At 72.2% G+C, this 23,642-nt stretch carries 27 protein-coding genes; 13 read left to right on the plus strand and 14 right to left on the minus strand.

Annotated elements, in window-relative coordinates:
• Positions 1 to 2: 2 nt before the first annotated feature.
• Entirely contained in the window at positions 3 to 806 is an 804-nt protein-coding gene (locus ACIPW5_RS14945) for an enoyl-CoA hydratase/isomerase family protein (protein WP_401244697.1), read from the minus strand.
• Positions 807 to 1,138: 332 nt separating this feature from the next.
• Here ACIPW5_RS14945 and ACIPW5_RS14950 point away from each other — a divergent pair, with 332 nt between their 5' ends.
• Positions 1,139 to 1,306 (plus strand): DUF3117 domain-containing protein, encoded by a 168-nt coding sequence (locus tag ACIPW5_RS14950; RefSeq protein ID WP_003966491.1) that lies wholly within the window; start codon positions 1,139 to 1,141, stop codon positions 1,304 to 1,306.
• 187 nt (positions 1,307 to 1,493) lie between these two features.
• Here the strand turns inward: ACIPW5_RS14950 and ACIPW5_RS14955 are convergent, their stop codons facing one another.
• On the minus strand, positions 1,494 to 2,156 hold the full coding sequence (locus ACIPW5_RS14955) for an O-methyltransferase (protein ID WP_401244698.1): 663 nt from the start codon (positions 2,154 to 2,156) through the stop codon (positions 1,494 to 1,496).
• Between the two features lie 167 nt (positions 2,157 to 2,323).
• Between ACIPW5_RS14955 and sigE the strand changes: the two genes are divergently transcribed.
• The 5 genes from sigE (at position 2,324) to ACIPW5_RS14980 (ending at position 6,640) form a co-directional block, all read left to right on the plus strand.
• The gene (gene sigE, locus ACIPW5_RS14960; protein ID WP_401244700.1) at positions 2,324 to 3,103 is read left to right on the plus strand and encodes an RNA polymerase sigma factor SigE; all 780 of its coding nucleotides are present in this window, start codon (positions 2,324 to 2,326) and stop codon (positions 3,101 to 3,103) included.
• Entirely contained in the window at positions 3,100 to 3,762 is a 663-nt protein-coding gene (locus ACIPW5_RS14965) for a zf-HC2 domain-containing protein (protein ID WP_401244702.1), read from the plus strand. The genes sigE and ACIPW5_RS14965 overlap by 4 nt, the downstream gene beginning before the upstream one ends.
• A gap of 86 nt (positions 3,763 to 3,848) precedes the next feature.
• Positions 3,849 to 5,159 (plus strand): S1C family serine protease, encoded by a 1,311-nt coding sequence (locus ACIPW5_RS14970; RefSeq protein WP_401244704.1) that lies wholly within the window; start codon positions 3,849 to 3,851, stop codon positions 5,157 to 5,159.
• Positions 5,160 to 5,316: 157 nt separating this feature from the next.
• Positions 5,317 to 5,766, plus strand: coding sequence for a sec-independent translocase (locus tag ACIPW5_RS14975; protein ID WP_401244706.1), 450 nt, complete (start codon positions 5,317 to 5,319; stop codon positions 5,764 to 5,766).
• A gap of 136 nt (positions 5,767 to 5,902) precedes the next feature.
• Positions 5,903 to 6,640 carry a hypothetical protein gene (locus ACIPW5_RS14980; protein WP_401244708.1) on the plus strand — a complete coding sequence of 246 codons (738 nt, stop codon included), beginning with the start codon at positions 5,903 to 5,905 and terminating at the stop codon, positions 6,638 to 6,640.
• A 118-nt stretch (positions 6,641 to 6,758) separates the two neighbouring features.
• Here the strand turns inward: ACIPW5_RS14980 and ACIPW5_RS14985 are convergent, their stop codons facing one another.
• From ACIPW5_RS14985 to ACIPW5_RS14995, 3 genes are all read right to left on the minus strand, one after another.
• Positions 6,759 to 7,874, minus strand: coding sequence for an Mrp/NBP35 family ATP-binding protein (locus tag ACIPW5_RS14985; RefSeq protein WP_401244873.1), 1,116 nt, complete (start codon positions 7,872 to 7,874; stop codon positions 6,759 to 6,761).
• 88 nt (positions 7,875 to 7,962) lie between these two features.
• Complete coding sequence (locus ACIPW5_RS14990; protein WP_401244875.1) at positions 7,963 to 8,469, minus strand: DUF1003 domain-containing protein; 507 nt, start codon at positions 8,467 to 8,469, stop codon at positions 7,963 to 7,965.
• Positions 8,470 to 8,635: 166 nt separating this feature from the next.
• Positions 8,636 to 9,907, minus strand: a complete 1,272-nt coding sequence (locus tag ACIPW5_RS14995) for a magnesium transporter MgtE N-terminal domain-containing protein (protein ID WP_125602977.1) — start codon at positions 9,905 to 9,907, stop codon at positions 8,636 to 8,638.
• 177 nt (positions 9,908 to 10,084) lie between these two features.
• On the opposite strand from ACIPW5_RS14995, the gene ACIPW5_RS15000 reads away from it, so the two are divergent.
• Positions 10,085 to 10,906: a hypothetical protein gene (locus ACIPW5_RS15000; RefSeq protein WP_401244710.1), complete on the plus strand. Its 822-nt coding sequence runs from the start codon at positions 10,085 to 10,087 to the stop codon at positions 10,904 to 10,906.
• A gap of 14 nt (positions 10,907 to 10,920) precedes the next feature.
• Here ACIPW5_RS15000 and ACIPW5_RS15005 read toward each other — a convergent pair whose 3' ends face one another.
• Positions 10,921 to 11,436, minus strand: coding sequence for a hypothetical protein (locus tag ACIPW5_RS15005; protein WP_401244711.1), 516 nt, complete (start codon positions 11,434 to 11,436; stop codon positions 10,921 to 10,923).
• A gap of 44 nt (positions 11,437 to 11,480) precedes the next feature.
• Entirely contained in the window at positions 11,481 to 12,593 is a 1,113-nt protein-coding gene (locus tag ACIPW5_RS15010; RefSeq protein WP_401244712.1) for a magnesium and cobalt transport protein CorA, read from the minus strand.
• Between the two features lie 377 nt (positions 12,594 to 12,970).
• On the opposite strand from ACIPW5_RS15010, the gene ACIPW5_RS15015 reads away from it, so the two are divergent.
• Together ACIPW5_RS15015 and ACIPW5_RS15020 are read left to right on the plus strand one after the other, a co-directional pair.
• Positions 12,971 to 13,555, plus strand: a complete 585-nt coding sequence (locus ACIPW5_RS15015) for a suppressor of fused domain protein (protein WP_401244713.1) — start codon at positions 12,971 to 12,973, stop codon at positions 13,553 to 13,555.
• 57 nt (positions 13,556 to 13,612) lie between these two features.
• The gene (locus ACIPW5_RS15020) at positions 13,613 to 14,251 is read left to right on the plus strand and encodes a DUF6758 family protein (protein ID WP_401244714.1); all 639 of its coding nucleotides are present in this window, start codon (positions 13,613 to 13,615) and stop codon (positions 14,249 to 14,251) included.
• Between the two features lie 640 nt (positions 14,252 to 14,891).
• Here ACIPW5_RS15020 and ACIPW5_RS15025 read toward each other — a convergent pair.
• The 4 genes from ACIPW5_RS15025 to ACIPW5_RS15040 all read right to left on the minus strand — a co-directional run bounded on the left by ACIPW5_RS15025 (position 14,892) and on the right by ACIPW5_RS15040 (position 16,167).
• Positions 14,892 to 15,035 carry a hypothetical protein gene (locus tag ACIPW5_RS15025; protein WP_401244715.1) on the minus strand — a complete coding sequence of 48 codons (144 nt, stop codon included), beginning with the start codon at positions 15,033 to 15,035 and terminating at the stop codon, positions 14,892 to 14,894.
• A 115-nt stretch (positions 15,036 to 15,150) separates the two neighbouring features.
• A complete protein-coding gene (locus tag ACIPW5_RS15030) occupies positions 15,151 to 15,627 on the minus strand; it encodes a glycine-rich domain-containing protein (RefSeq protein WP_401244716.1) in 477 nt (158 codons plus the stop codon).
• 158 nt (positions 15,628 to 15,785) lie between these two features.
• The gene (locus ACIPW5_RS15035; protein ID WP_401244717.1) at positions 15,786 to 16,001 is read right to left on the minus strand and encodes a hypothetical protein; all 216 of its coding nucleotides are present in this window, start codon (positions 15,999 to 16,001) and stop codon (positions 15,786 to 15,788) included.
• A complete protein-coding gene (locus ACIPW5_RS15040) occupies positions 15,994 to 16,167 on the minus strand; it encodes a hypothetical protein (RefSeq protein WP_401244718.1) in 174 nt (57 codons plus the stop codon). Before ACIPW5_RS15040 ends, ACIPW5_RS15035 begins: the two co-directional genes overlap by 8 nt.
• Before the next feature lie 130 nt (positions 16,168 to 16,297).
• On the opposite strand from ACIPW5_RS15040, the gene ACIPW5_RS15045 reads away from it, so the two are divergent.
• The 4 genes from ACIPW5_RS15045 (at position 16,298) to ACIPW5_RS15060 (ending at position 20,254) form a co-directional block, all read left to right on the plus strand.
• Positions 16,298 to 17,416, plus strand: coding sequence for a helix-turn-helix domain-containing protein (locus tag ACIPW5_RS15045; protein WP_401244719.1), 1,119 nt, complete (start codon positions 16,298 to 16,300; stop codon positions 17,414 to 17,416).
• Between the two features lie 13 nt (positions 17,417 to 17,429).
• Positions 17,430 to 18,008, plus strand: coding sequence for an HD family hydrolase (locus tag ACIPW5_RS15050; RefSeq protein WP_401244720.1), 579 nt, complete (start codon positions 17,430 to 17,432; stop codon positions 18,006 to 18,008).
• Between the two features lie 711 nt (positions 18,009 to 18,719).
• Positions 18,720 to 19,586, plus strand: coding sequence for a PHP domain-containing protein (locus ACIPW5_RS15055; protein ID WP_401244721.1), 867 nt, complete (start codon positions 18,720 to 18,722; stop codon positions 19,584 to 19,586).
• Positions 19,587 to 19,648: 62 nt separating this feature from the next.
• On the plus strand, positions 19,649 to 20,254 hold the full coding sequence (locus tag ACIPW5_RS15060; RefSeq protein WP_125818120.1) for a MarC family protein: 606 nt from the start codon (positions 19,649 to 19,651) through the stop codon (positions 20,252 to 20,254).
• Positions 20,255 to 20,323: 69 nt separating this feature from the next.
• On the opposite strand, the gene ACIPW5_RS15065 is transcribed toward ACIPW5_RS15060, so the two are convergent.
• The 3 genes from ACIPW5_RS15065 to ACIPW5_RS15075 form a co-directional block, all read right to left on the minus strand.
• Positions 20,324 to 20,476 carry a hypothetical protein gene (locus ACIPW5_RS15065; protein ID WP_007266367.1) on the minus strand — a complete coding sequence of 51 codons (153 nt, stop codon included), beginning with the start codon at positions 20,474 to 20,476 and terminating at the stop codon, positions 20,324 to 20,326.
• A gap of 95 nt (positions 20,477 to 20,571) precedes the next feature.
• A complete protein-coding gene (locus ACIPW5_RS15070; protein WP_401244722.1) occupies positions 20,572 to 21,447 on the minus strand; it encodes an alpha/beta fold hydrolase in 876 nt (291 codons plus the stop codon).
• Positions 21,448 to 21,550: 103 nt separating this feature from the next.
• A complete protein-coding gene (locus ACIPW5_RS15075) occupies positions 21,551 to 23,521 on the minus strand; it encodes a DEAD/DEAH box helicase (RefSeq protein WP_401244723.1) in 1,971 nt (656 codons plus the stop codon).
• Positions 23,522 to 23,642 lie beyond the last annotated feature (121 nt).

The following is a 23,642-nucleotide window of genomic DNA, read 5'->3' on the forward strand; positions in this document are numbered from 1 at the left end:
CGTCAGCGGCCCAGGTACTCCGGCGGCTGCTTCGCGAGGAAGGCCTGCACGGCGATGGAGTGGTCCTCGGAGGCCCCCGCGCGGGTCTGGAGCACGTCCTCGCGCTCCAGCGCCTCGGCGAGGGAGTGCGAGGCCCCGTACGCCAGGGACTCCTTGACGGCCGCGTAGGCCACCGTCGGGCCGGAGGCGAGGGTGCGGGCCACCTTCTCGGCCTCCGCGCGCAGCGACTCCGCGGGCACCAGGCGGTTGACGATGCCCAGCTCGTACGCCTCCTGCGCCTTGATCGAGCGGGGGAACAGCAGCAGGTCGGAGGCGCGCGAGGCGCCGATCAGGCGGGGCAGGGTCCAGGACACCCCGGAGTCGGCGGTCAGCGCGACGCCGGCGAAGGAGGTGTTGAAGGACGCGGTCTCGGCGACGACGCGGAAGTCCGCCGCGAGCGCGAACCCGAAGCCGGCGCCGGCGGCGACGCCGTTGACGGCGGCCACGACGGGCTTGGGCATCTCCGTCAGGGCCCGCACGATCGGGTTGTAGTGCTCGGAGACCGTGCTCATCGTGAGCGTCGAGCCGTTCTCGCGGTCCGCGGCGAGGTTGCCGATGTGCTCCTTGAGGTCCTGGCCCACGCAGAAGGCCCGGTCCCCGGCAGCGGTGAGCAGGACCGCCCGTACGGCGGAGTCGGCGGCCGCCGCCAGGACCGCGTCGCGCAGGGCGACCTTGGCCTCCGTGTTCATGGCGTTCATCGCGTCGGGCCGGTTGATCGTGACGGTCGCGAGTCCGTCGGTCACTTCGTAGAGCACGCTGTCGGCCATGGCGGGGGTCCCCCTTCGTCGCGGGCTTGGCTACCGGCCGGTACCGGCCGGTGCAAGGGCCAGCATGGCGGACGGGACGGGGGGCGGGCATGTGATGTGCGTCAAACAAAGCGGAGCCCCACCCCCGGGGGCGGCGGCGAAGTATCGCAGCTCGATCCCCGAAATGAGTGGTTTTGGCCGAGCGCGTTGCGCAAGCGTTCCCTTCCGATGTTGGTCATCGGGTCCTGACATGCGGGATAATGGCCGGGAAGCAATGTGTTCGATGCCGGGTACTAGGCGCCTGAACGGGGCCGTCGGCTGACGATGAGCTGGTTTCAGGAAGGGGAACGAGCATGGCGGCCATGAAGCCGCGGACGGGCGACGGCCCGCTCGAGGTCACCAAGGAGGGGCGAGGCATCGTCATGCGCGTACCGCTCGAAGGCGGCGGTCGGCTCGTTGTCGAGCTGACGCCGGACGAGGCGGACGCCCTGGGTGACGCCCTGAAGAAGGTCGTCGGCTGAGCCTCGGCCACTTGATCTTGCCCCGCCCCCGCCGCCCTGCGGCGGGGGCGGGGTTTTTTCCTGTCGGCACCGCCGGCGTTCGAGGCGCGGGGTCAGGGGCGCAGCCCCCGGGAACGGTGGAAGGGCGGGGCGGGGAGCGGCTCCGCGCGGCGGCGCCCGATCCCGCCCGGCCGGGGCGGCGGCGCCGTCAGCGCCGAACGGCGCAGAGCAACCCGTCCCCCACCGGGAGCAGCGCGGCTTCCAGCGCCGGACTCTCCCGCACGCTGCGCAACAGCTCCCGCACCCGGATCACCTCCACCGGCTGCGCGGCGGAGTCGACCGTGCGCCCGTCGGCGAAGACCCCCTCGAAGCACACCAGCCCCCCGGGCCTCAGCAGCCGCAACGATTCCGCGAGGTAGTCGAGGGACTCGGCCGGGTCGCCGTCGCAGAAGACCAGGTCGTACCCGCCGTCGGCGAGCCGCGGCAGCACGTCCAGCGCCCGCCCCGGGATGAACCGCGCGCGGTTGCCCGCGAAGCCGGCCGCGCGGAAGGCCTGGCGGGCGAAGGCCTGCCGGTCGGGTTCGGGGTCCACCGTGGTCAGGACCCCGTCCGGCCGCATCCCGTGCAGCAGGTGGATCCCCGAGACGCCGGTCCCGGTGCCGATCTCGGCCACGGCCTTGGCGTCCGCGGTCGCGGCGAGCAGGCGCAGCGCGGCCCCGGTGCCGGGGGACACGGACCGCAGGCCCGCTTCCCTGGACCGGTCTCGGGCCCATCGCAGGGCTTCGTCCTCGGCGACAAACGCGTCGGCGAACGCCCAGCTCGTCTGCCGGTTGCCGCTAATGACCCTCTCCTGTCCCCATAGTTGGCGCAACGGTGACTGTATCCGCTGACGTCGGGAACCCGCAGATGGGACCGGCCGTTGGGAGGGTGAGAGGCGGGATAGAGGGGACGGCTGCGGGCAGATCGGCGGTCCGGCCCCCGGGGCCCGTGCAAAGTTACTGCAAAAATGCTTATCCAGAGCTGACGGGAGGGGTGGCTATGGTAGGGGCTCCACTGGACACCACCAGAGCCGACAGGGGAGGTGCGGCTGCGCCCGTGGATCGTGGAGGCGTCCTCAGACGTCTCTTCTGGTCGGCGGGTGAGCCGAAATCCGTGACCTACACTGCTGACCGCTTCCACTCCGCCCACACCGCGACCACCGCGACCTTTGCCGCCGATGCGGGCTCCCAGGCGTGGACCCCTCCCTCATGGGAGGAGATCGTCAGCACGCACAGCGCGCGGGTCTACCGCCTCGCCTACCGCCTGACGGGCAACCAGCACGACGCCGAGGACCTGACCCAGGAGGTCTTCGTCCGCGTCTTCCGCTCGCTGTCCACCTACACCCCGGGCACCTTCGAGGGCTGGCTGCACCGCATCACCACGAACCTGTTCCTGGACATGGTGCGCCGCAAGCAGCGGATCCGCTTCGACGCGCTGGGCGACGACGCCGCCGAGCGGCTGCCGAGCCGCGAGCCGTCCCCCCAGCAGGTCCTGCACGACACCCACTTCGACGCCGACGTGCAGCAGGCGCTGGACACCCTCGCACCCGAGTTCCGCGCCGCCGTGGTGCTCTGCGACATCGAGGGCCTGTCCTACGAGGAGATCGCCGCCACCCTCGGCGTGAAGCTCGGCACCGTCCGCAGCCGCATCCACCGGGGCCGCTCGCACCTGCGCAAGGCGCTCAAGCACCGCTCTCCCGAGGCCCGCGCCGAGCAGCGCGCGCTGGCGGGCGTGGCGGTGGGCGCGCCGGGCGCCGGGGGAGAGGGCGGAGCCGAGTGAGCGGAGCGAGTCCCTCCCCCGCCGAACAGCACCTGGGCGACCGGCTCGCCGCCCTGGTGGACGGGGAGCTGGAGCACGACGCGCGCGAGCGGGTGCTGGCGCACCTGGCGACCTGCGCCAAGTGCAAGGCCGAGGCCGATGCGCAGCGGCGGCTGAAGACCCTGTTCGTGGAGAGCGCACCGCCACCGCTGTCGGCCGGGCTGCTGGCCCGGCTCCAGGGGCTGCCGGGAGCGGGCCCGGAGGGGCCTTCCGGGCCCGCCCGGCCGGGCGGCGGACCGGGGGCACCGCTCGCGCCCCCGGCTCCGGGCGTCGACCCGTTCTCCGCCTTCGGGTACTCCGCCCCGGCCGCCCCGCGCGAGGGCTTCCGCATCCACGAGGTGGGACGTCCCAGACGCCGCTTCGCCTTCGTGGCGGCGGGCGCCGTGTCGCTGGCCGCGATCGCGCTCGGCGGCTCGCTGCCGCTGGACGGGATCGAGCCGAACGCCCGCGGCGAGGCGCCGGCGACCAGGCCCGGACCCGCGGTGCCGCTGACCGACGCCTTCGTGCGCGACCGGGTCCCGACCCCCGGCGTGACGACCGGCCCGATCCCGGTGGGACAGCTGCCGACGGCGTCCGCCTCGGTCCCGGCGACGGCCCAGCCGGTGTCCCTGTCCCGCTGACCCGGGCCCCGGAGGGCCCGGCCACCTGGTTGAATCTGCGGCACACGCGCCGCCCCGCGGTGCGCCAGGCCCGCGGGGGAGCGCCCATGTCCGACAGTCAGCAGAACGGTCCGGCTCCGACGTGGTGGAGCCGGCCCGCCGCCGTGCCGGAGCCGGGCCCGGAGGCGGCCCCCGGCCGGCCCCCGGCCGAGCCCGCTCCCGGCCCGGCCGCAGAAGCCGCTCCGGGGCCCCGCTACGACCCCTGGGCGGCCGGACCCCTCCAGGTCGTCGACCAGGGCGCGGCGGGGCGCGGCGGGCCCGCGCTGTGGCAGCTGGCGGTCGTCGGCGCCGTCATCGCCCTCCTCGCGGGCTGCGTCGGCGGCTACCTCGGCATCCTGGCCGAGCGGCGCACCGGCACCCGTCTGGAGCTCCCGCAGGCGGCCGCCGACAACAAGGGCCGGGCCCCCGACAGCGTGGCGGGCATCGCGGCCACCGCCCTGCCCGGGGTGGTCACCCTGCACGTCAGCGGGGGCGGCGGCAGCGGCACCGGAACCGGCTTCGTGCTGGACGAGCAGGGCCACATCCTGACCAACAACCACGTCGTCGCCGACGCCCGCGACATAACGGTCACCTTCAGCACCGGCGACAGCGTCACCGCCCAGCTGGTGGGCCGCGACACCGGCTACGACCTGGCCGTGGTGAAGGTCAGCGGGGTCCGGGGGCTGCGTCCGCTGGCGCTCGGGAACTCGGAGAACGTCCGCGTCGGCGATCCGGTGGTGGCCATCGGCGCCCCCTTCGACCTCTCCAACACCGTCACCTCGGGCATCATCAGCGCCACCGGCCGCCCCATCACCGCGGGCGGCGGCAAGCGCGACGGCAGCGACATCAGCTACGTCGACGCCCTCCAGACCGACGCCCCCATCAACCCCGGCAACTCCGGCGGCCCCCTCCTCGACTCCCGCGCCCACGTGATCGGCATCAACAGCGCCATCCGGGGCGCCGACAAGGGCGAGGACGGCGACGACCCCACCCGCCAGAGCGGCAGCATCGGCCTCGGCTTCGCCATCCCCGTCAACCAGGGCAAGCGGGTCGCCGAGGAGCTCATCCGCACCGGCCGCGCCACCCACCCGGTCATCGGCGTCACCCTGGACATGGAGTACAAGGGCGACGGAGCCCGGGTCGACGCCAAGGGCGAGGACGGCAAGCCCTCCGTGGTGGCCGACGGGCCCGGCGCCCGCGCCGGCATCCGGCCCGGCGACGTGATCACCAAGGTGGACGGCGTACGCGTCCACGGCGGCGACGAGCTGATCATCAAGATCAGGGCCCACCGCCCCGGCGACCGCCTCGGCCTGACCCTGCTGCGCGACGGCCGGGAACGCACCCTGGACGTGGTCCTCGGCTCGGCGAGCGGCTCCTGAGACGCCGCCCGGGCCGCCCGGACAGCGGGTCCGCGACACGAACACGGGATGACGCCCGGGTGAATCCGTGAACGGTCGCGCACCGGCGTAGGGGAGCGCAAGGAACGCCGGGTACCGTTGACCGGGCCGGATGTGGAGAGAGCCGAGGAGCGGCAACGTGTTCAACGACATAAGCGCACTCGAGCTTGCCGCCATCGCGGTGCTCGCCATCCTCATCTTCGGCCCCGACAAGCTGCCGAAGGTGATCCAGGACGTCTCCGGCTTCATCCGCAAGATCCGCGCGTTCTCCGACAGCGCCAAGCAGGACATCCGCTCCGAACTGGGCCCCGAGTTCAAGGACTTCGAGTTCGAGGACCTGAACCCCAAGACCTTCATCCGCAAGCAGATGACCGAGAACGAGGACCTCAAGGAGCTGCGCAGCAGCTTCGACCTCCGCAAGGAGCTGAACGAGGTCACCGACGCGGTCAACGGCCGGGAGGCGGACCCGGCCCAGGCCTCCCCGGCGCCCTCCGCCACGCCCGCGCCCGGCAACGGACCGGACCTGCTGAAGAAGCCCTCGGCACCGGCCCAGGAGCCCCGCACCCCCTTCGACGCCGACGCCACCTGATCCGCAGCCTGCCCGTCGATCCGGGGTCGGATGGCTATCCTCCATCTGTCCGGACCCGGGCCGCCCGCGGAGGGGGGTCACCCCAGCGCAGCGAGGGGGAGGGCCGTTCCGGACCCCACGGAACGAGAGGCCGCCCATGGAGACGACGAGCAGCAGCCGGGTAGGAGCGCAGCCTGCCGAGGCCCCCGAGGACGCACCGCCCGCGCAGACCGAGCCCCCGGAACATACCGGCGGCCAGGCCGCCCAGGGCCAGCCCCCGGAGGCCGCCGCGCCGGTCCCCGCGGCCCGCCGGGGGGCGGCGGGCTACCTGAGCGCCGAATTCCCCTGGTACGGCCTGGACGGGGCCTTCACCGGCCCCCGCTGGCTCATGCAGGTCGGCACGGGCGCCGACGGCAGCGTGGAGCACGGCTCCACCGGCCACGGCGACGAGCCGTCCGCCCGGGGCGAGATCGCCACCGGGGAGAAGGACCGCTTCGCGGTGGTGATCACCGTGGCCGGCAACCCGCCGCGCCGCAGCGGCGACGGCACCGGCGTCCTGGAGGCCACCTCGGTCTCCTCCGCGGCCTGGCTGGCCGGCTCGGGGCTGCTGTCCTACAGCTGGCCCCCGCTGATGGACCACACCCGGCGGGGCGACTGGCTCGACCAGCAGACCGAGGCCGCCTGGGAGCTCGCCGACGACCTGGCGGGGCCGGACTGGTCGACGCTGTCCCTGCCGGTGGACGGGGAGCCGACGCCGTTCCACTACCGCGAGTCGGAGTTCGGCTGGGTGCTGGCCGGCTCCACCGGGAGCGGGGTGCACCTGGGCGCGTACGGGCGCGGGATGAGCGCGTACGGGCTGGGCTTCTCGGCGATCGACCTCGCGGCGTACGAGTAGGAACGGGAAAGGGCACCGCCTGGCGGCGGTGCCCTTCACGCTGTGCGGACCCTGCGGGCCGCCGTTCCGGTGTGCCCACCCGTTCCGCCCCAGCGGAACGAATGCCCACACCTCCCTTCTAGAACTTGTTCCGCGGCGTGATGCCCAGGCTCATGCCCGAGAGGCCGCGCGCGCGGCCGCCGAGCTTGCCGGCGATGGCGCGCAGGGCCGCGCCCGCGGGGGAGTCCGGGTCGGACAGCACGACCGGCTTGCCGTCGTCGCCGCCCTCGCGCAGCCGGACGTCGATCGGGATCGTGCCGAGCACCGGCACCGTCGCGCCGACCGTCTTGGTCAGGCCGTCGGCGACCTTCTGGCCGCCGCCCGAGCCGAACACGTCCACCATCTCGTCGCAGTGCGGGCACGGCAGGCCCGACATGTTCTCGACGACGCCCACGATCTTCTGGTGCGTCTGCACCGCGATCGAGCCGGCCCGCTCCGCGACCTCGGCCGCGGCCTGCTGCGGGGTGGTCACGACCAGGATCTCCGCGTTCGGCACCAGCTGCGCCACGGAGATCGCGATGTCGCCGGTGCCCGGCGGCAGGTCCAGCAGCAGCACGTCCAGGTCGCCCCAGAACACGTCCGCCAGGAACTGCTGGAGCGCGCGGTGCAGCATCGGGCCGCGCCACACCACCGGGGCGTTGCCCGGGGTGAACATGCCGATGGAGATGACCTTCACGCCGTTCGCGGACGGCGGCATGATCATGTTCTCGACCTGGGTGGGCTTGCCGTCCACACCGAGCATCCGGGGCACGCTGTGCCCGTAGATGTCCGCGTCGACCACGCCGACCTTCAGGCCGTCGGCCGCCATCGCCGCGGCCAGGTTGACCGTGACGGAGGACTTGCCGACGCCGCCCTTGCCGGAGGCGACCGCGTAGACGCGGGTCAGCGAGCCCGGCTTGGCGAAGGGCACCTCGCGCTCGGCGGTGCCGCCGCGCAGGGTGGCCGCCAGGTCCTTGCGCTGCTCGTCGCTCATCACGTCCAGGGAGACGGCGACGGAGGTGACGCCCGCGACCTTCTCGACGGCCTCGGTGACGTTCTTGGTGATGGTCTCGCGCATGGGGCAGCCCGACACCGTGAGGTAGACCGTGACGGCGACGGCGCCGCCCTCGCCGATCTCCACCGATTTGACCATGCCGAGTTCGGTGATCGGCCGGTGGATCTCGGGGTCGTTGACCGTCGCCAGCGCGTCCAGGATCGCGTCCTGCTCCGGCACGGCGGCGGAGGGTGTCTCGGTAGCCATGTCCCCGATGGTACGGCTCGGTAGCAGCCGTCAGGTAAGCCGATCAGCGGTCGCCTTCGTCACTTTCGCCGGGGAACAGCCGCCGCTCGTCCATCTCCTTGATCAGGTCCTGGAACTCCGAGCGGATCCAGTCGCGGGTGGCGACCTCGCCCAGGCCCATCCGCAGGGCCGCGATCTCCCGGGTCAGGTACTCCGTGTCCGCGATGGAGCGCTCGTTCTGCTTGCGGTCCTGCTCGTGCGTGACCCGGTCCCGGTCGTCCTGCCGGTTCTGCGCGAGCAGGATCAGCGGGGCCGCGTACGAGGCCTGCAGCGACAGCATCAGCGTCAGGAAGATGAACGGGTACTGGTCGAAGCGCAGCGGGTCCGGGGCGAAGACGTTCCACAGCACCCACACCACGATGACCAGGGTCATCCAGACGATGAACCGGCCCGTGCCCAGGAACCGCGCCACCCGCTCCGACAGCCGGCCGAAGGCCTCCGGGTCGTACTCGGGCAGCAGCTTGCGGCGGTCCGGGCGCGGCTGGTCCAGTCGTACGCGCGACCGCGTCAGCGCGCTCGCCCCCGAGGGAGCCGTGCTCCTCGCCCGTTCGGCGGAACGTTCCGTCCGCTCGTTGCGGAGCCGCTCGGCGGCCTCCTCCAGCCGCTCCGTGAGCCCCTCCCGGGCCTGCTCGCGCCGCTCCCGGCGCCGCTCGCGCGCCGCATCGCCGCGCCCGCGCTCAGTGCCCACGCAGCGCCTCCTCGGAGTGGAAGTCCGTCTCCCGCCAGTCGTCGGGCAGCAGGTGGTCCAGTACGTCGTCGACGGTGACCGCGCCCAGCAGCGAGCCGCTCTCGTCGACCACGGGCGCCGCGACCATGTTGTACGCGGCCAGGTAGCTGGTCACCGCCGGCAGCGAGGCGTCCGGGCGCAACGGCGGCAGGTCCGCGTCCACCAGCGAGCTGACCAGGGTGAACGGGGGGTCCCGCAGCAGCCGCTGGAAGTGCACCGTCCCCAGGTACTTGCCCGTCGGCGTCTCGTCCGGCGGCCGGCACACGTACACCTGCGCGGCCAGCGCCGGCGACAGGTCCGACTTGCGCACGCGGGCCAGCGCGTCCGCGACGGTGGCGTCCGGGCGCAGCACGATCGGCTCGGTGGTCATCAGACCGCCCGCGGTGTTCTCCTCGTACGACAGCAGGCGCCGCACGTCCGCCGCGTCGTCCGGCTGCATCAGCGTCAGCAGCCGCTCCTTCTCCTCCTCCGGCAGCTCGGAGAGCAGGTCGGCCGCGTCGTCCGGGTCCATCGCCTCCAGGACGTCGGCGGCGCGCTCCTCCTTCAGCTTCCCGAGGATCTCCACCTGGTCGTCCTCGGGCAGCTCCTCCAGGACGTCCGCGAGCCGGTCGTCGTCGAGGGCGTTGGCCACCTCGGCGCGCCGCTTCGGCGTCAGGTGGTGCAGGACGTTCGCCAGGTCCGCCGGGCGCATCTGCTCGAAGGTCGCGACCAGGCTCTCGGCGCCCTGGCCCTCCTCCTCCAGGGAGAAACCGGTGACCGCCGACCACTCCACGGTCAGCGTCTCCCCGCGGCGGCGCAGCGCACCGCCCTTGCCCTTGCGCACGAAGATCCGGTCGATCTCCCAGTCCCGGCGGGCCGGCAGCTGCTGGATGGCCACGTCCAGGACGGTGACCTCCTCGCCGCCGTCCACCAGGCGCACCCGCCGGTCCAGCAGTTCGCCGAGGACCAGCCGCTCGGTGGGGCGCTGCTCGAAGCGCCGCATGTTGACGACGCCGGTGGTGATGACCTGGCCGGACTCCACGCCCGTCACCCGGGTCATCGGAAGGAAGATGCGGCGCCGGCTGACGACCTCGACCACCAGGCCCAGCAGCCGCGGCGGGCGGCCGCCCACCCGCAGCATCGCCACGAGGTCGCGGACGCGGCCGACCTGGTCGCCATTGGGGTCGAAGACGGGCACACCCGACAGATGCGACACGAAGATCCGCGGGGCGCCTGCAGCCATCCGTGCGCCTCCTAGAGCGTCCATCAACAGTCGTGCCGTGCCTCAGGCTAGCCCGTGGCGGCGGAAGGCGTCCTGGTGGGGCCGTCCGGCCGGGGTGTGTCCGGGGGTCCGCCGGGGCCGCGTCCCCGGACGGGTACGCTGCCTGCTGCCGCAGACCCCGACGGAAGGCACCCGCCCGTGACCGCCCACACCCCCGCCGTACGGCTGCGCCGGGCCGCCTTCATCGGTGCCCTCTGCGCGGGCCTCGCCGTCGCCGGGACGGGATGCGCGGAGAAGAAGGACCCCGACAAGGGCACGAACGGCGTCGGCAAGCTCACCGCCGACAAGATCGAGGGCCAGGCGAAGGCCGCCGCGACCGCCGCGAACTCCGTCCACCTGGCGGGCACGCTCGTCACCGGCGGCAAGACCTTCACCCTCGACATGAAGCTGAAGTCGGACGGCGGCTCCGGCGAGGTCAAGTCCGCCGAGGACACCTTCCAGCTGCTGCGGGTCGGCGAACAGCTGTACCTGAAGGCCAGCGCCGCCTTCTGGGGGAAGTCCGACTCGGCGGGCAAGCTCGGCGACAAGTACGTGAAGGTCCCCGAGGGCGACCCCTCCTACAAGCAGTTCCGCGGGTTCACGGACATGCACGTCCTGCTCGACGGCCTGCTCGGCCTCCAGGGCACGCTCACCAAGGGCGCCTACACCACCGTCGGGCACACCAAGGCGGTCCCCGTCTCGGCGGACGCCGGCAAGGGCGGCAAGCTGTCGGTGTCCCTGGAGGGCACCCCGTACCCGCTGCTGATGGAACGCGCGGGCGGCGCCGGCCGGGTGGAACTGTCCGAGTGGGGCAAGCCCTTCCCGCTGGAGGCACCCGCCCAGGACCAGACCGTGGACTACGGCAGCCAGCTCCCGACCACCAAGGACGGCAAGGGCGGCCCCGCCCCCACCGGCACCCCGGTGCCGTCGAAGTCCTCCGGCCAGGGCTCGGACCCCGGCACGGGCACCGGCACCCCCTAGCCCCGGGCCTTCTCCTAGTCCCGGGCCTTCTTCTTCCGCTTCAGCAGCAGCTTCGGCAGGCCCGCCGGGACCGGCCTGCGGGTCACGGCCGGGGAGCCCACCGGCCGCGCCGCCAGCGAACCGGTCGGCAGCCCGTCGGCCACCGCCACCGGCTCCAGGCGCAGCAGCCGGCACTCGCGCGCCCAGCGCTCCGTCATCTGCTCCGAGTCGGGCGCGTTCAGCCGCTTGCCCTTCAGCTCGGCGACGGCGGCCTCCCAGGACTCGCTGCCGGGCACGAGCTCCCGTACGGCCGCGGTCCACGCCACGAGCCGGCCGCCCTTGTCCTTGCTGCGCACGGTCACCTCAGCCGAGGCGCCGTCGGTGAGCCCGGGGAAGGGCTGCTCGCCGGGGCCGTCGCCGAGGACGTGCGCGGCGCCGTCCACCCAGGCGTGCCACAGGGCCCGGTCCGCACCGGTGCCGCGGACCCAGATCAGGCCGGACTTCTTGGAGGCCTCCTCGACGAGGGCCAGGTCGAGCGCGCTGAGAGTCATGCGCACAGCGTAGGCGGTGCGCTCCCGGCGGCTACAGCCAGCCGCTACAGCCAGCCGTTGCGCCGCAGCGTGCGGTGGATGGCGAAACAGCTGCCGACGATCGCGGCCATCACCAGGGGGTAGCCGTACTTCCAGTGCAGCTCCGGCATGTGGTCGAAGTTCATCCCGTACACGCCGCAGATCATCGTCGGCACGGCGATGATCGCCGCCCAGGAGGTGATCTTGCGCATGTCCTCGTTCTGCGCGACGGAGGCCTGCGCCAGGTTCGCCTGGAGGATGGAGTTCAGCAGCTCGTCGAAACCGATCACCTGCTCGTGCACCCGGGCCAGGTGGTCGGCCACGTCCCGGAAGTACTTCTGGATGTCCGGGTCCACCAGCCGCATCGGCCGCTCGCTCAGCAGCTCCATCGGCCGCAGCAGCGGCGACACCGCCCGCTTGAACTCCAGCACCTCGCGCTTCAGCTGGTAGATCCGGCCCGCGTCACCTCCCCGGGCCACCCCCTTCGCCGGGGCGGCGAACACCGCGCTCTCCACCTCGTCGATGTCGTCCTGCACGGCCGCCGCCACCGCGATGTACCCGTCGACCACGTGGTCGGCGATCGAGTGCAGCACCGCCGAGGGGCCCCGCGACAGCAGCTCCGGGTCGTCCTGGAGGCGGTGCCGCAGACTCCGCAGGGACCCCTGGCCGCCGTGCCGGACGGTGATGACGAAGTCGGGGCCCGTGAAGCACATCACCTCGCCCGTCTCCACCACCTCGCTGGTCGCCGTGAGTTCGGCGTGCTCCACGTAGTGGATCGTCTTGAAGACCGTGAAGAGGGTCTCGTCGTACCGCTCCAGCTTCGGCCGCTGGTGCGCGTGCACCGCGTCCTCCACGGCGAGCGGGTGCAGCCCGAAGGTGGCGGCGATCCCCGCGAACTCGTCGTGGGTGGGCTCGTGCAGCCCGATCCAGGCGAACCCGCCGTCCTCGCGGACCCGGCGCAGGGCCTCACGGGGCGTCAGGCAGTCCCCCTGCGCGCGCCGCCCGTCGCGGTACACGGCGCAGTCGACCACCGCACTGTTGGCGGAGGGGTCGCGGGTGGCGTCGTAGCCGGGCTGTACGGGGGTGGACCTGCGCAGTGCCGGACGGACGGCGGCACGGAGGTAGGGCAGCATCGACATGGCAGGCTCCTTCTCGCGCACGGCTGCGGACCGTACGGGTGGGAGACCCTCTGCGGACGGGGGCGGGCAGCCCGGGGCCGGCCGAGGGAAAACAGGACGGGAGGACAAAGTTCTGCCGTCGCTCTTCTGCTGATCAGAAGATCAAAGGTGGCCGGAGCCGCCCTTGACGGACGCCGAAGAGCGATTGGTACTGCACGATCGACTTCGATCCATCGCAGCCCCACCTCCTCCGGCCGGTCCCCCGTGAGGGACGTCCTGTCGCCGGAGCCCTGAAACAACTCTTCTGAGTGCGGCCCCGACCAGCTGTCAACACTATCAGCCGACGGATGGTCAAGACCCGCCCTTTACCCGGCGGATACGAGTTCTATGCTCGCTCCATGGCAGAAATTCTGGCCCTCGTCGAAGCCCGGCTGCGCAGCACGCTCGGCGAACCCGACGCCCGCGCCTCCGTCACCTTCCTCGGCACCGACCGCATCGAAGTCCTCCGCTTCGCCGACGGCGACCTCGTCCGGTACGCCACCCTCGGCATGTCCGCCCACCCGATGACCGACCCCACCGCCGTCGTCGCCGACCCGGTGCGCGGCCCGCGCGCCGAACTCGTACTGACCGTACGGGCGGGCCTCGCACCCACCGACAAGCTGCTCCGGCCGCTCGCCGTCCTGGCGGCCTCCCCGATGGTCGAGGGGCTGATCGTCGCCCCCGGCGCCTCCCTCGACGTCGGCGAACCGCTCTGGGACGGGGCCCCGTTCAGCTCCGTCCTCGTCGCCGAGCCCGGCGGACTGGTCGAGGACCTGGAGCTCGACGAGCCCATGGACCCCGTCCGCTTCCTCCCGCTGCTCCCCATGACGGCGAACGAGGCCGCCTGGAAGCGGGTGCACGGCGCGGCCGCGCTCCAGGAGCGCTGGCTCGCGCGCGGCACCGATCTGCGGGACCCTCTCCGTACGGCCGTCGCACTGGACTGAGCCCGGACGGGTGATCGTGTCTTGACGGCGCGCCGGGCGGGGAGGAGCGTGCTTCCTATGAGGGGCGAACCGAGTTGCCCGAAGTGCGGTGGCCGGGTCCGCGCGCCCGGCCTCTTCTCCGACTCCTGGCAGTGCGCGGTGCACGGCGCCGTCCACCCGCTACAGCCTGTGATCCCGCCCAGCGTCGAAGGGCTGGAGGTCGTCGTCAACCGGGCGAACGTCCCCGTGTGGATGCCGTGGCCGCTGCCGGTCGGCTGGCTGTTCACCGGCGTCGCGAGCGCCGGTGACGACCGCAGCGGCGGCCGCGCCACCGCCGTGGCCTGCACCGGCCCGGGGCCGCTCGGCGGACTGGGGGAGCTGCTGCTGATCGCGGAGGAGCTCGGCGTCGGCCTCGGCTCCCGCTTCGCCGGCATCGACGCCCCCGACCCGGGCCCCTACATCAACGTCTCCTCCCCGCCGCACGCCAAGGTCGTCGCCGCGGGCCGCCCCACCCCGCTGTGGCACGTCTCGGGAGCCCCGGACGACCGCGCCGTCTTCGCGGGCGAGGCCCGCGGCCTGTGGCTGTGGGCCATCGTCTGGCCGGAACAGACGGGCCTCCTCATGTACGACGAACTCGTCCTCACCGACCTCCGCGACGCGGGCGCGGAGGTAGAGCTGCTGCCTTGCGGGGCGCTGAGCCCGCGGATCCTGGGGTAGGGGTAGGGGTAGGGGCGGGGGTACGCAGCCTGCGGCGCGGGCCCGCCATCTCCCCCTCGACCCCCGGCCGCCGATCGGCGCCTGCCCACCCGCCTCCCTGGGTGCGGGTGGGTCGGCTGGGGGCGGTAGCCCCCTGGACCGGATCAGGGAGGGTTGGGGGCTTCCCGTCAGTCCCATCGTCCTTCCGGTTCGTGCCGGCCTGTCAAGGGCGCTCCCTTCGGTCGCGTCGCTACGCGATCGCCTTCGGCGACCCTTGACAGACCGACCCGCCCCGGAAAGCCGAAAGACTGCCGGGAAACCCCCAAAGAAACGGCACGGTCCATGATCAAGGGACGGGTCTCTCAGCGATGAGGCGAGGGGCCGGGCCCCGGCCCGCCGGGCATCCGAGCCCCAGATCCATGATTCCGGGCCAGGGGCGCGACTACCCGCACGAGAGCTTGATCGGAGCGGCCTGCGCACCACCCAAGCGCGACAGATCGCTACGCGCTCCTCATTTCTCAGCGTCCGGCGACCGCCTTGGGCTGATACCTGCATCAAATGTTGATCAGAGCGCTGTTGGGAGCGGTCTGGCGCGGAAGATCGCTACGCGCTTCTCTGGTCTCGGCGACTGACGGCCGTCCGGGGCTGGTCCACCACTGGGTCAGGCGGGGAGGTCGGCCTTCTCGGTCGTGCCGCCCCCGCGGCATGCGAGGCAGGGTTCGCTGTAGACGATGCGGTGCTCCCCGTCGACGAGGATCGTCCGCTGGAGCCCGCGGCAGCCCCCGCAGCCGCGGCCCGTGGTCACGTCTCTCCGACCTGGGACCCTGCCCTGCCGTCGCAGGGCCTGGAGGTGGTTGATCAATGGCCCGTAGTCAGGGCTCTCCCACGCGGTCATAGCCCGTCAGCGTAGCGCGGAGTGCCTAGTTCGGGTGGTCCGCACGGCAGTTCGCCTCGCAGTTCCCGTCGGCGCACTGGTTGTCGTGCTGGCAGTTCGCGCTGACCGGGATGCCCTTCAGGGGGCTGGTCCACAGCTCCATGTCCGGTTCGAACCCGGCCTCGCGGATGCGGGCGAGAGTGTGGTCGAGGGCGCCCGGGGCGTACCGGCTCGGGTCGGGCAGCTCAGGCAGGTGGTGGACGAACCGGCCGAGGCGGGCGCATAGACGGGCATACGCCGTGGTGTGGAGGATGAGGGCGTGCCAGCCCTCGTCCACGGTCCTCGACGGGCGCATGTTGCCGGGGAAGACCGCCGCGGCCGCGACGAACTTCAGCCCTTCCTCGGTGATCCGCGCGGCGTTGGCCTGCGACATGTCGGGGTTGGTGCTGGCGACGGTCGCTACGACGCCGGCGAACTCCTCGGGGGTGACGAGCGTGCGGGCGTCCCTGGTGGTGGTAGTCATCCGGTGGTTCCTCCATCTCGGTGTTCGGCGGTGCAGGAACCGCCCCGCCGTAGTCCTGGTGATGCACGGTCGGCCGGGGGTCCCAGGCGCTGGGCTCACCCAGCGGGCAGGAAGGCGGCCGAAGGAGGCCTAGCAGTGCCAGTCCCCAGCCGGGAGCGTCACCGGTCCACCGTGGGCTCGATGTTGGTGACGGCGGTGGTGAACTCGCGGCCGGAGGCGTTGCGGATGTAGGCGAGCTCCATCCAGCGTTCGATGCCGGTGTCGGAGACGTTCTCGTTGACCACCGCCATCAGCACGCCCTCGGTACCCGAGGCGATGTCGCGCACCCGACGGCGAAGCAGCCTGTGCGGGACGTACTCGTAGCACTCACTCATCCACGTCCTCCTCGATGGAATCGACGAAGCGCTCCCACCCGGCGCGCGCTCGGGCGAGAAGCTCCGGACTGGGTGCGGAAACGCGCCTCGGCTCCGGCCAGGAGGCGAAAAGACGCTTGCCGCCCGGCGGCTCCGAGCCGACGGCGTTCTTCTCTGCTGCGTTCAAGACGGCCCCATGTCGCTACGCTGAGTGGTCTGCTTGTCACTGTGCTTACGAGCGTAGGTACGTCGCCCTGCCGGTCGAAGTGACCGTCGGTACGGGTATTCGGTGAGGAATCCGAGGGCGGGGAGGTGCTGTGGTCGGCAAGGGGCGCTCCACCCTGACCAGCAGTCCGGGAAGTCGACGGCCCAGCCGTCTCGGAACGGTTTCCGGGTATGTCTTCCGGGTCATCCGGGAGCAGCTCGGTCACACGCAGGAGAGCCTCGCGGAGGCCTTTCACCTCTCGACGGACGCCATCGCGGGATGGGAGTCCGGCAGACGTCCGCTCACGGCTCTCTCTGTCGGTCAGATGCTCGGGCACCGTCATCGGCTCATGCACATGGGAACTCCGGCAGCGCTACTCGCCGCTCTGGAAAGGGCGATGGAGGCAGACGTCCTGCTGCTGAGCGCCCTCGCAGGGGATGAGCCGGCCGACATCAGCCCTCTCGGCTCGTGGGTCATGCAACGCGACCTGGTGGAAGTCCTGGCCTGGCCCTTGAACGGAGAAGCGCCGGAGTCCATGCGTGCACTGCCGCCTTCGACTCGCTCCCGGCGAGGCCCTGTGCCAAGCGGGCCCGAGTTGGGTGCGGCAGAACGCACCCAGTTCTTCCAGTATCTGCGCACGACAGCCGAAGAGGCCCGTGCCGCCGATCAGTTCCTGCTGCGCCGCCAAGCCCTGTACCTAGCCGGCTACGACCAGGCGGCGGACACCGTCGACTGGCTGATGCAGCAGCAGAAGACGGAGCGGCCCGACGACTGGCTCACCGGTTGGCTCAATGCCCGCTCCGTGGCCACCGTCGCGGCGCGTCAAGGTGATCGAGAGCGCCTGGGGCACTTCGTCTCCACCACGCTCGAAGGCGATGACCTGGGCGAAACCGCAAACCTGAATTACTGGGCGTACTGGATCGGGGAGGCAGCGCACCCCCAGCTCTCCGACGATTTCATCGTGGAGAGCGATCCCACCTCCTGGCAAGGACACAAGCTCTTCAAGCACTTGGTGAAAGGGCTCAGGCCACAACACGGCTACTTCGACCTGAACGTGCACACCCTCTGGGCACTCCTGGCGGCCCGTCCCAGCCTCCTGAAGACAGCCACTTCCACTGCCCGAGACCTGCGGGCCCGGATGCCCGTGCTGTTGGATGGCACCGAGCCCTCGACCGGAGCGCGTCGGGAGCTCGAAGGCATTCGGTACGCGATCCGCCTCGCCGAGGCGTGAGAAGGAGACAGACGTGGCTGACGACCTGTCCGCGGTGGCCCACTTCCTCTATGAAGCCGGAACGCTCAAGAACGCCCGCCGCACGGGCTGGTGGATGGCGGGCGTCAACAGCCCCGAGAGCGTGGCCGAACACTCCTGGCGCACATCCCTGATCGCCTCCGTCATCGCCAAACTGGAGGGCGCCGACCCGGCCCGCGCAGCCTTCCTCGCCGTGTGGCACGACACCCAGGAAACCCGCAGCGGCGACGTGAACCACCTGGGCAAGAAGTACTCCCCTTCCGCCGACCCCGCCGCGATCACGGCCGACCAGACGGCCGGCATGCCCGATCTCCTCGCCGCAACCATCCAGGACCTCGTAGCGGAGTACGAGGCCAAGGAAACACCCGAATCGATCTGCGCCCGGGACGCCGACAAGCTGGAATGCATGCTCCAGGGCATCGAGTACAAGGCCCAGGGCCACACGAACGCACAACGCTGGATCGACAACAGCCGCGGCCGTCTGACCACTGAAACCGCCCAGCGCCTCGCCGACGAACTCCTCGCCCAAGACACCCTGGACTGGCTCCGCGCAGCCATGGGCGAGCAGTCCTGATTGCGCTGACGGTCTGACCAGCCCCAGACGGCTTCCGGCCGCCGAGACCAGAGGAGCGCGTAGCGATCTGACGCGCCTGGCGGCTTCCCGCAGCGCTCTGATCAGCATTTGTTGCAGGTATCAGCCCAAGATGGTCCGCTGGACGCCGAGAAATGAGGAGCGCGTAGCGATCTGCTGCGCCTGGGGGCTCCGCAGGCCGCTCTGATCAACCTCTCGTGCAGGTAGGCGCGCCCCTGGCCCGGAATCGCGACATCTGAGGGCCCGACTGCCTGGCGGGCCGGCGCCCGGCCCCTCGCCTGGTCCATGAGAGACCCGTCCCTGTTCCTCTGGACCGTGCCGTTTCTTTGGGGGTTTCCCGGCAGTCTTTCGGCTTTCCGGGGCGGGTCGGTCTGTCAAGGGTGGAGCGAAGCGACATCGCGTAGCGACGCGACGAAGGAGCGCCCTTGACAGGCCGGCCCGACGCGGAAGGACGATGGGACTGACGGGAAGCCCCCAACCAGCTCTGAGACCGCCCGGGGGTGTACCGCCCACCCGGCCCCCGACCCGCACCCAGGGAGGCGGGTGGGCAGGCGCCGATCGGCCGACGGGGGTCGAGGGGGAGATGGCGGGCCCGCGCCGCAGACTGCGTACCCCCGCCCGGCGGGATCATTCGGGCGTCGGCGGGCGGTACCCTGGAGTGTCCCCCGTCCGCGTGAACCCTGGAGTCCGGCTGTGCGCATCGACCTGCACGCGCACTCCACGGCTTCGGACGGCACCGACACCCCCGCCGAGCTGGTGCGCAATGCCGCCGCGGCCGGGCTGGACGTGGTCGCGCTGACCGACCACGACACCGTCGGGGGATACGCCGAGGCGATCGCCGCGCTGCCCGCCGGGCTGACGCTGGTCACCGGTGCCGAGCTGTCGTGCCGGCTCGACGGGGTCGGCATGCACATGCTGGCGTACCTGTTCGACCCGGAGGAGCCCGAGCTCGCCCGTGAGCGGGAGCTCGTACGGGACGACCGGACCCCCCGCGCGCAGGCGATGGTGGGCAAGCTCCAGGACCTCGGTGTCGGCGTCACCTGGGAGCAGGTGGCCCGGATCGCGGGGAACGGCTCGGTCGGCCGCCCGCACATCGCGACCGCGATGGTCGAGCTGGGCGTCGTCCCCACGGTGTCCGACGCGTTCACCGCGGACTGGCTCGCCGACGGCGGCCGCGCGTACGCGGAGAAGCACGAGCTCGACCCCTTCGACGCCATCCGCCTGGTGAAGGCGGCCGGCGGGGTCACCGTGTTCGCGCACCCCGCCGCGGTCAAGCGGGGCGAGTGCGTGCCCGAGTCCGCGATAGCCGCGCTCGCGGCCGCCGGGCTCGACGGCATCGAGGTGGACCACATGGACCACGACACCGCCACCCGCGCCCGGCTGCGCGGCCTGGCCGGGGAGCTCGGTCTGCTGACGACCGGCTCCAGCGACTACCACGGCAGCCGCAAGACCTGTCGTCTCGGGGAGTACACGACCGACCCCGAGATCTACGGCGAGATCACGCGCCGCGCGGCGGGGGCCTTCCCCGTGCCCGGCGCCGGTGGAGACGCCCGCGCGTAAGCGCCGCGCCCACACGTCCCCCTCCCGCTTTTTGGTAACACCCCTCACTGCAAGGCATCACTGTGTTTGATTTCGCCGTCTTCGGATCCCTTTTTCTCACGCTTTTTGTGATTATGGACCCCCCGGGGATCACGCCGATCTTCCTCGCCCTGACCTCCGGCCGTCCCGCGAAGGTCCAGCGCCGCATGGCCTGGCAGGCCGTCTGCGTGGCCTTCGGAGTCATCGCCGTCTTCGGTCTCTGCGGCCAGCAGATCCTGGACTACCTGCACGTCTCCGTCCCGGCGCTGATGATCGCCGGTGGTCTGCTGCTCCTGCTGATCGCGCTCGACCTGCTCACGGGCAAGACCGACGAGCCCAAGCAGACCAAGGACGTCAACGTCGCGCTCGTCCCGCTGGGCATGCCGCTGCTGGCCGGTCCCGGTGCGATCGTGTCCGTCATCCTGGCCGTGCAGAAGGCCGACGGGTTCGGCGGCCAGCTCTCCGTGTGGACCGCGATCGCCGCCATGCACGTGGTGCTGTGGCTGACGATGCGCTACTCGCTGGTGATCATCCGCGTCATCAAGGACGGCGGCGTCGTCCTGGTCACCCGCCTCGCCGGCATGATGCTCTCGGCCATCGCGGTCCAGCAGATCATCAACGGCGTGCTCCAGGTCGTCCGCGGCGCCTGAGTGCACGCGCCCGCCCCGGACGCACGAACGCCCCCGCACCGGTCCGGTGCGGGGGCGTTCGCGAAATCGTCAGGAGGACGCACTCTCGGCCGGTCGGATCAGGATGCGCTGGCCGATGGCGGCCGCCTGCTGCACGATCCGGTTGACGGAGGCCGCGTCCACGACGGTGCTGTCCACGGCGGTTCCGTCGACGTCGTCCAGGCGCAGAATCTCGAAGCGCACGGCTTCTCCCTTCGTCGGTGTTCTCCTTGCACAGGGTTCAACGGGGGGTCTGCCTGAAACATTCCCTACGCTAAGGAAATTTTTTCCTTAGCTAACTACCGGCCGCTCAAGGATCGCCAGAAATCCCCTAGTGCACGGGCTGTGACCTGCGGGTTCTCCGCGTTGGGGGAGTGCTCGGCGCCCTCCACCACCACACGGGAAGCGGCCAGTCGGACGGCCATCTCGTCCATCAGCGGCACCGGCCAGGCGTAGTCGACCACCCCGGACAGCACCAGCTTCGGCAGCGGCAGCGCCGCCAGCTCCGCCACCCGGTCGGGCTCGGAGATCAGCACCCGCCCGGTGGTGATCAGCTGCTCGGGCACGGTCCGCAGCCAGCGCTCGTGCAGGAACGCCGCGAGCTCGGGGGAGTCCGGCTCCACGTCCTGCGGATCCTGGGCCCGCATCGCCGCCCAGACGGTCTCCATGCAGGTATCAGGCGCAGTGTCGCGCAGCTCCTCCAGCGCCATGACCAGCAGCTTCGTACGGGCCTGCTGCTCCTCCGCGATGGCGGCGGGCCCGCTGCTCATCAGGGTGAGGGAGGCGAAGGGGGAGGCGTCGCGCAGGACCGCGGCGCGCGCGACGAGCCCGCCGAGGGAGTGCCCGACCAGGTGCAGCGGGCCCGTGGCGGCCAGCGCCGCGGCCTGCGCCAGCACGTCGAGGGCCAGCTCCTGGAGCTCGTACGCGGACTCCTCGACCGGCCCCGGGGTCTCGTACTGGCCGCGCCCGTCGACCGCGACCACCCGGTAGCCGGCGGCCGCGAGCGGCTCCAGCAGGGCGATGAAGTCCTCCTTGCTGCCCGTGTACCCGGGGACCAGCAGAGCCGTTCCGCGTACGGGCTCACCCGCCCCGTGCACGGCGAACTCGCCGCGGGCGGTGGTCAGGCGGTACGCGCGGGCGGCGGGCGGCAGGGTGAGGCGCGGCGGCTTGCTCATGGCCCGAGGTTACCGGCCCGTAGCACCGCCGGGGGATACGGGAACGGCCCCGGCCCCCTCGAAAGGGGACCGGGGCCGTTCACCGGGCGGGTGCCTGGCCGGGTCAGCGGAACCGGCGGGTGGTCCGGACCGGCTCCGACGGCGGGGCCATCTGGAAGTCCGGCTCCGGCGCTGCCGCGGCGGCCGACTTGCGGGACCGGGTGCGCCGGGGCGCGGGCGCCTCGGTGACCGCACCGGTGACCACGTCGGGGATCGGGGTGGCCACGGCCTTGCGGGTCGGGACCCGGCGCGGCTTGACCGGGGCGGCCTCGGCGACCGGGGCCTCGGCGACCGGAGCCTCCACCACGGCGGCGGCCTTGCGGGTCCGCGTCCGCTTCGGCTTGGCCGGGGCCTCCTCGACCACGACCGGAGCCTCGGCGACCGGGGCCTCCGCGACCGGGGCCTCGACGGCCTCGACCACCGCTGCGGCGGCCTTGCGGGTCCGGGTGCGCTTCGGCTTGGCCGGGGCGGCCTCCTCGACCACGGCCGGAGCCACGGCCACGGCCTCGACCGGAGCGGCGACGGCCACGGGGGCCGCGGCCACGGGGGCCTCGACCACGGCGGCCTCCGCCACCGCGGCGACGGCCGAAGCGGTCACGCGGGTCCGGCGGCGGCGCGGGCGGCGCGCCTCGTCGGCGGCGGGAGCCTCGGCGGCCGGGGCCTCGGCCACGGCCGGGGACTCGACGCCCGCCCCGTCGCCCAGGTCGGCACCGCCACGGGTACGGCGGCGCTGGCGCGGCGTACGGGTGCGCTCGGGGCGCTCCTCCGTCACCACGGCGGCGGCAGCCGCGCCGCGGCCGCCACGGCCACCGCGCCCGCCGGTCTCGCCCAGGTCCTCCAGCTCCTCGGCCTTCAGGCCGGCCCGCGTGCGCTCGGCGCGCGGCAGGATGCCCTTGGTGCCGGCCGGGATGTTCAGCTGCTCGTACAGGTGCGGGGACGTGGAGTACGTCTCCTCGGGCTCGTGGAAGTCGAGCTCCAGCGCCTTGTTGATCAGCTGCCAGCGCGGGATGTCGTCCCAGTCGACCAGGGTGACGGCGGTGCCCTTGTTGCCCGCGCGGCCGGTGCGGCCCACGCGGTGCAGGAAGGTCTTCTCGTCCTCGGGCGTCTGGTAGTTGATGACGTGGGTCACGCCCTCGACGTCGATGCCGCGCGCGGCGACGTCGGTGCAGACCAGCACGTCGACCTTGCCATTGCGGAACGCGCGCAGCGCCTGCTCGCGGGCGCCCTGGCCCAGGTCGCCGTGGACGGCGCCGGAGGCGAAGCCGCGCCGCTCCAGCTGCTCGGCGATGTCGGCGGCCGTGCGCTTGGTGCGGCAGAAGATCATGGCGAGCCCGCGGCCCTCGGCCTGCAGGATGCGGGAGACGAGCTCCGGCTTGTCCATGTTGTGCGCGCGGAAGACGTGCTGCGTGATGTTGGCGACGGTGGCGCCCTCGCCGTCCTCGGAGACGGCGCGGATGTGCGTCGGCTGCGACATGTAGCGGCGGGCCAGGCCGATGACCGCGCCCGGCATGGTCGCCGAGAACAGCATCGTCTGGCGCTTCGCGGGAAGCAGGTTCATGATCTTCTCGACGTCGGGCAGGAAGCCCAGGTCGAGCATTTCGTCGGCCTCGTCCAGGACGAGGGCCTTGACGCGGGACAGGTCGAGCTTCTTCTGCCCGGCCAGGTCCAGCAGGCGGCCCGGGGTGCCGACGATCACGTCGACGCCCTTCTTGAGGGCCTCGACCTGCGGCTCGTACGCGCGGCCGCCGTATATGGCGAGGACGCGGACGTTGCGGACCTTGCCCGCGGTCAGCAGGTCGTTGGTGACCTGGGTGCACAGCTCGCGGGTCGGAACCACCACGAGGGCCTGCGGGGCGTCGGTCAGCTGGTCGGGCCTGGCCCGGCCGGCCTCGACGTCCGCGGGGACGACGACCCGCTCCAGCAGCGGGAGGCCGAAACCGAGCGTCTTGCCGGTTCCGGTCTTCGCCTGGCCGATGACGTCCGTGCCGGAGAGGGCGACGGGGAGGGTCATCTCCTGGATCGGGAAGGGGGACACGATGCCGACGGCTTCCAGGGCCTCGGCGGTCTCGGGAAAGATCCCGAGTTCTCGGAACGTAGTCAGGGTGCTGCCTCTTCTGTGAGACGCGGCGCGAGGCGGCGAGGGGGGTCCTACCGTG

Origin of the sequence: Streptomyces sp. NPDC090077 (genome assembly GCF_044747545.1) — a bacterium.
GTDB lineage: Bacteria > Actinomycetota > Actinomycetes > Streptomycetales > Streptomycetaceae > Streptomyces.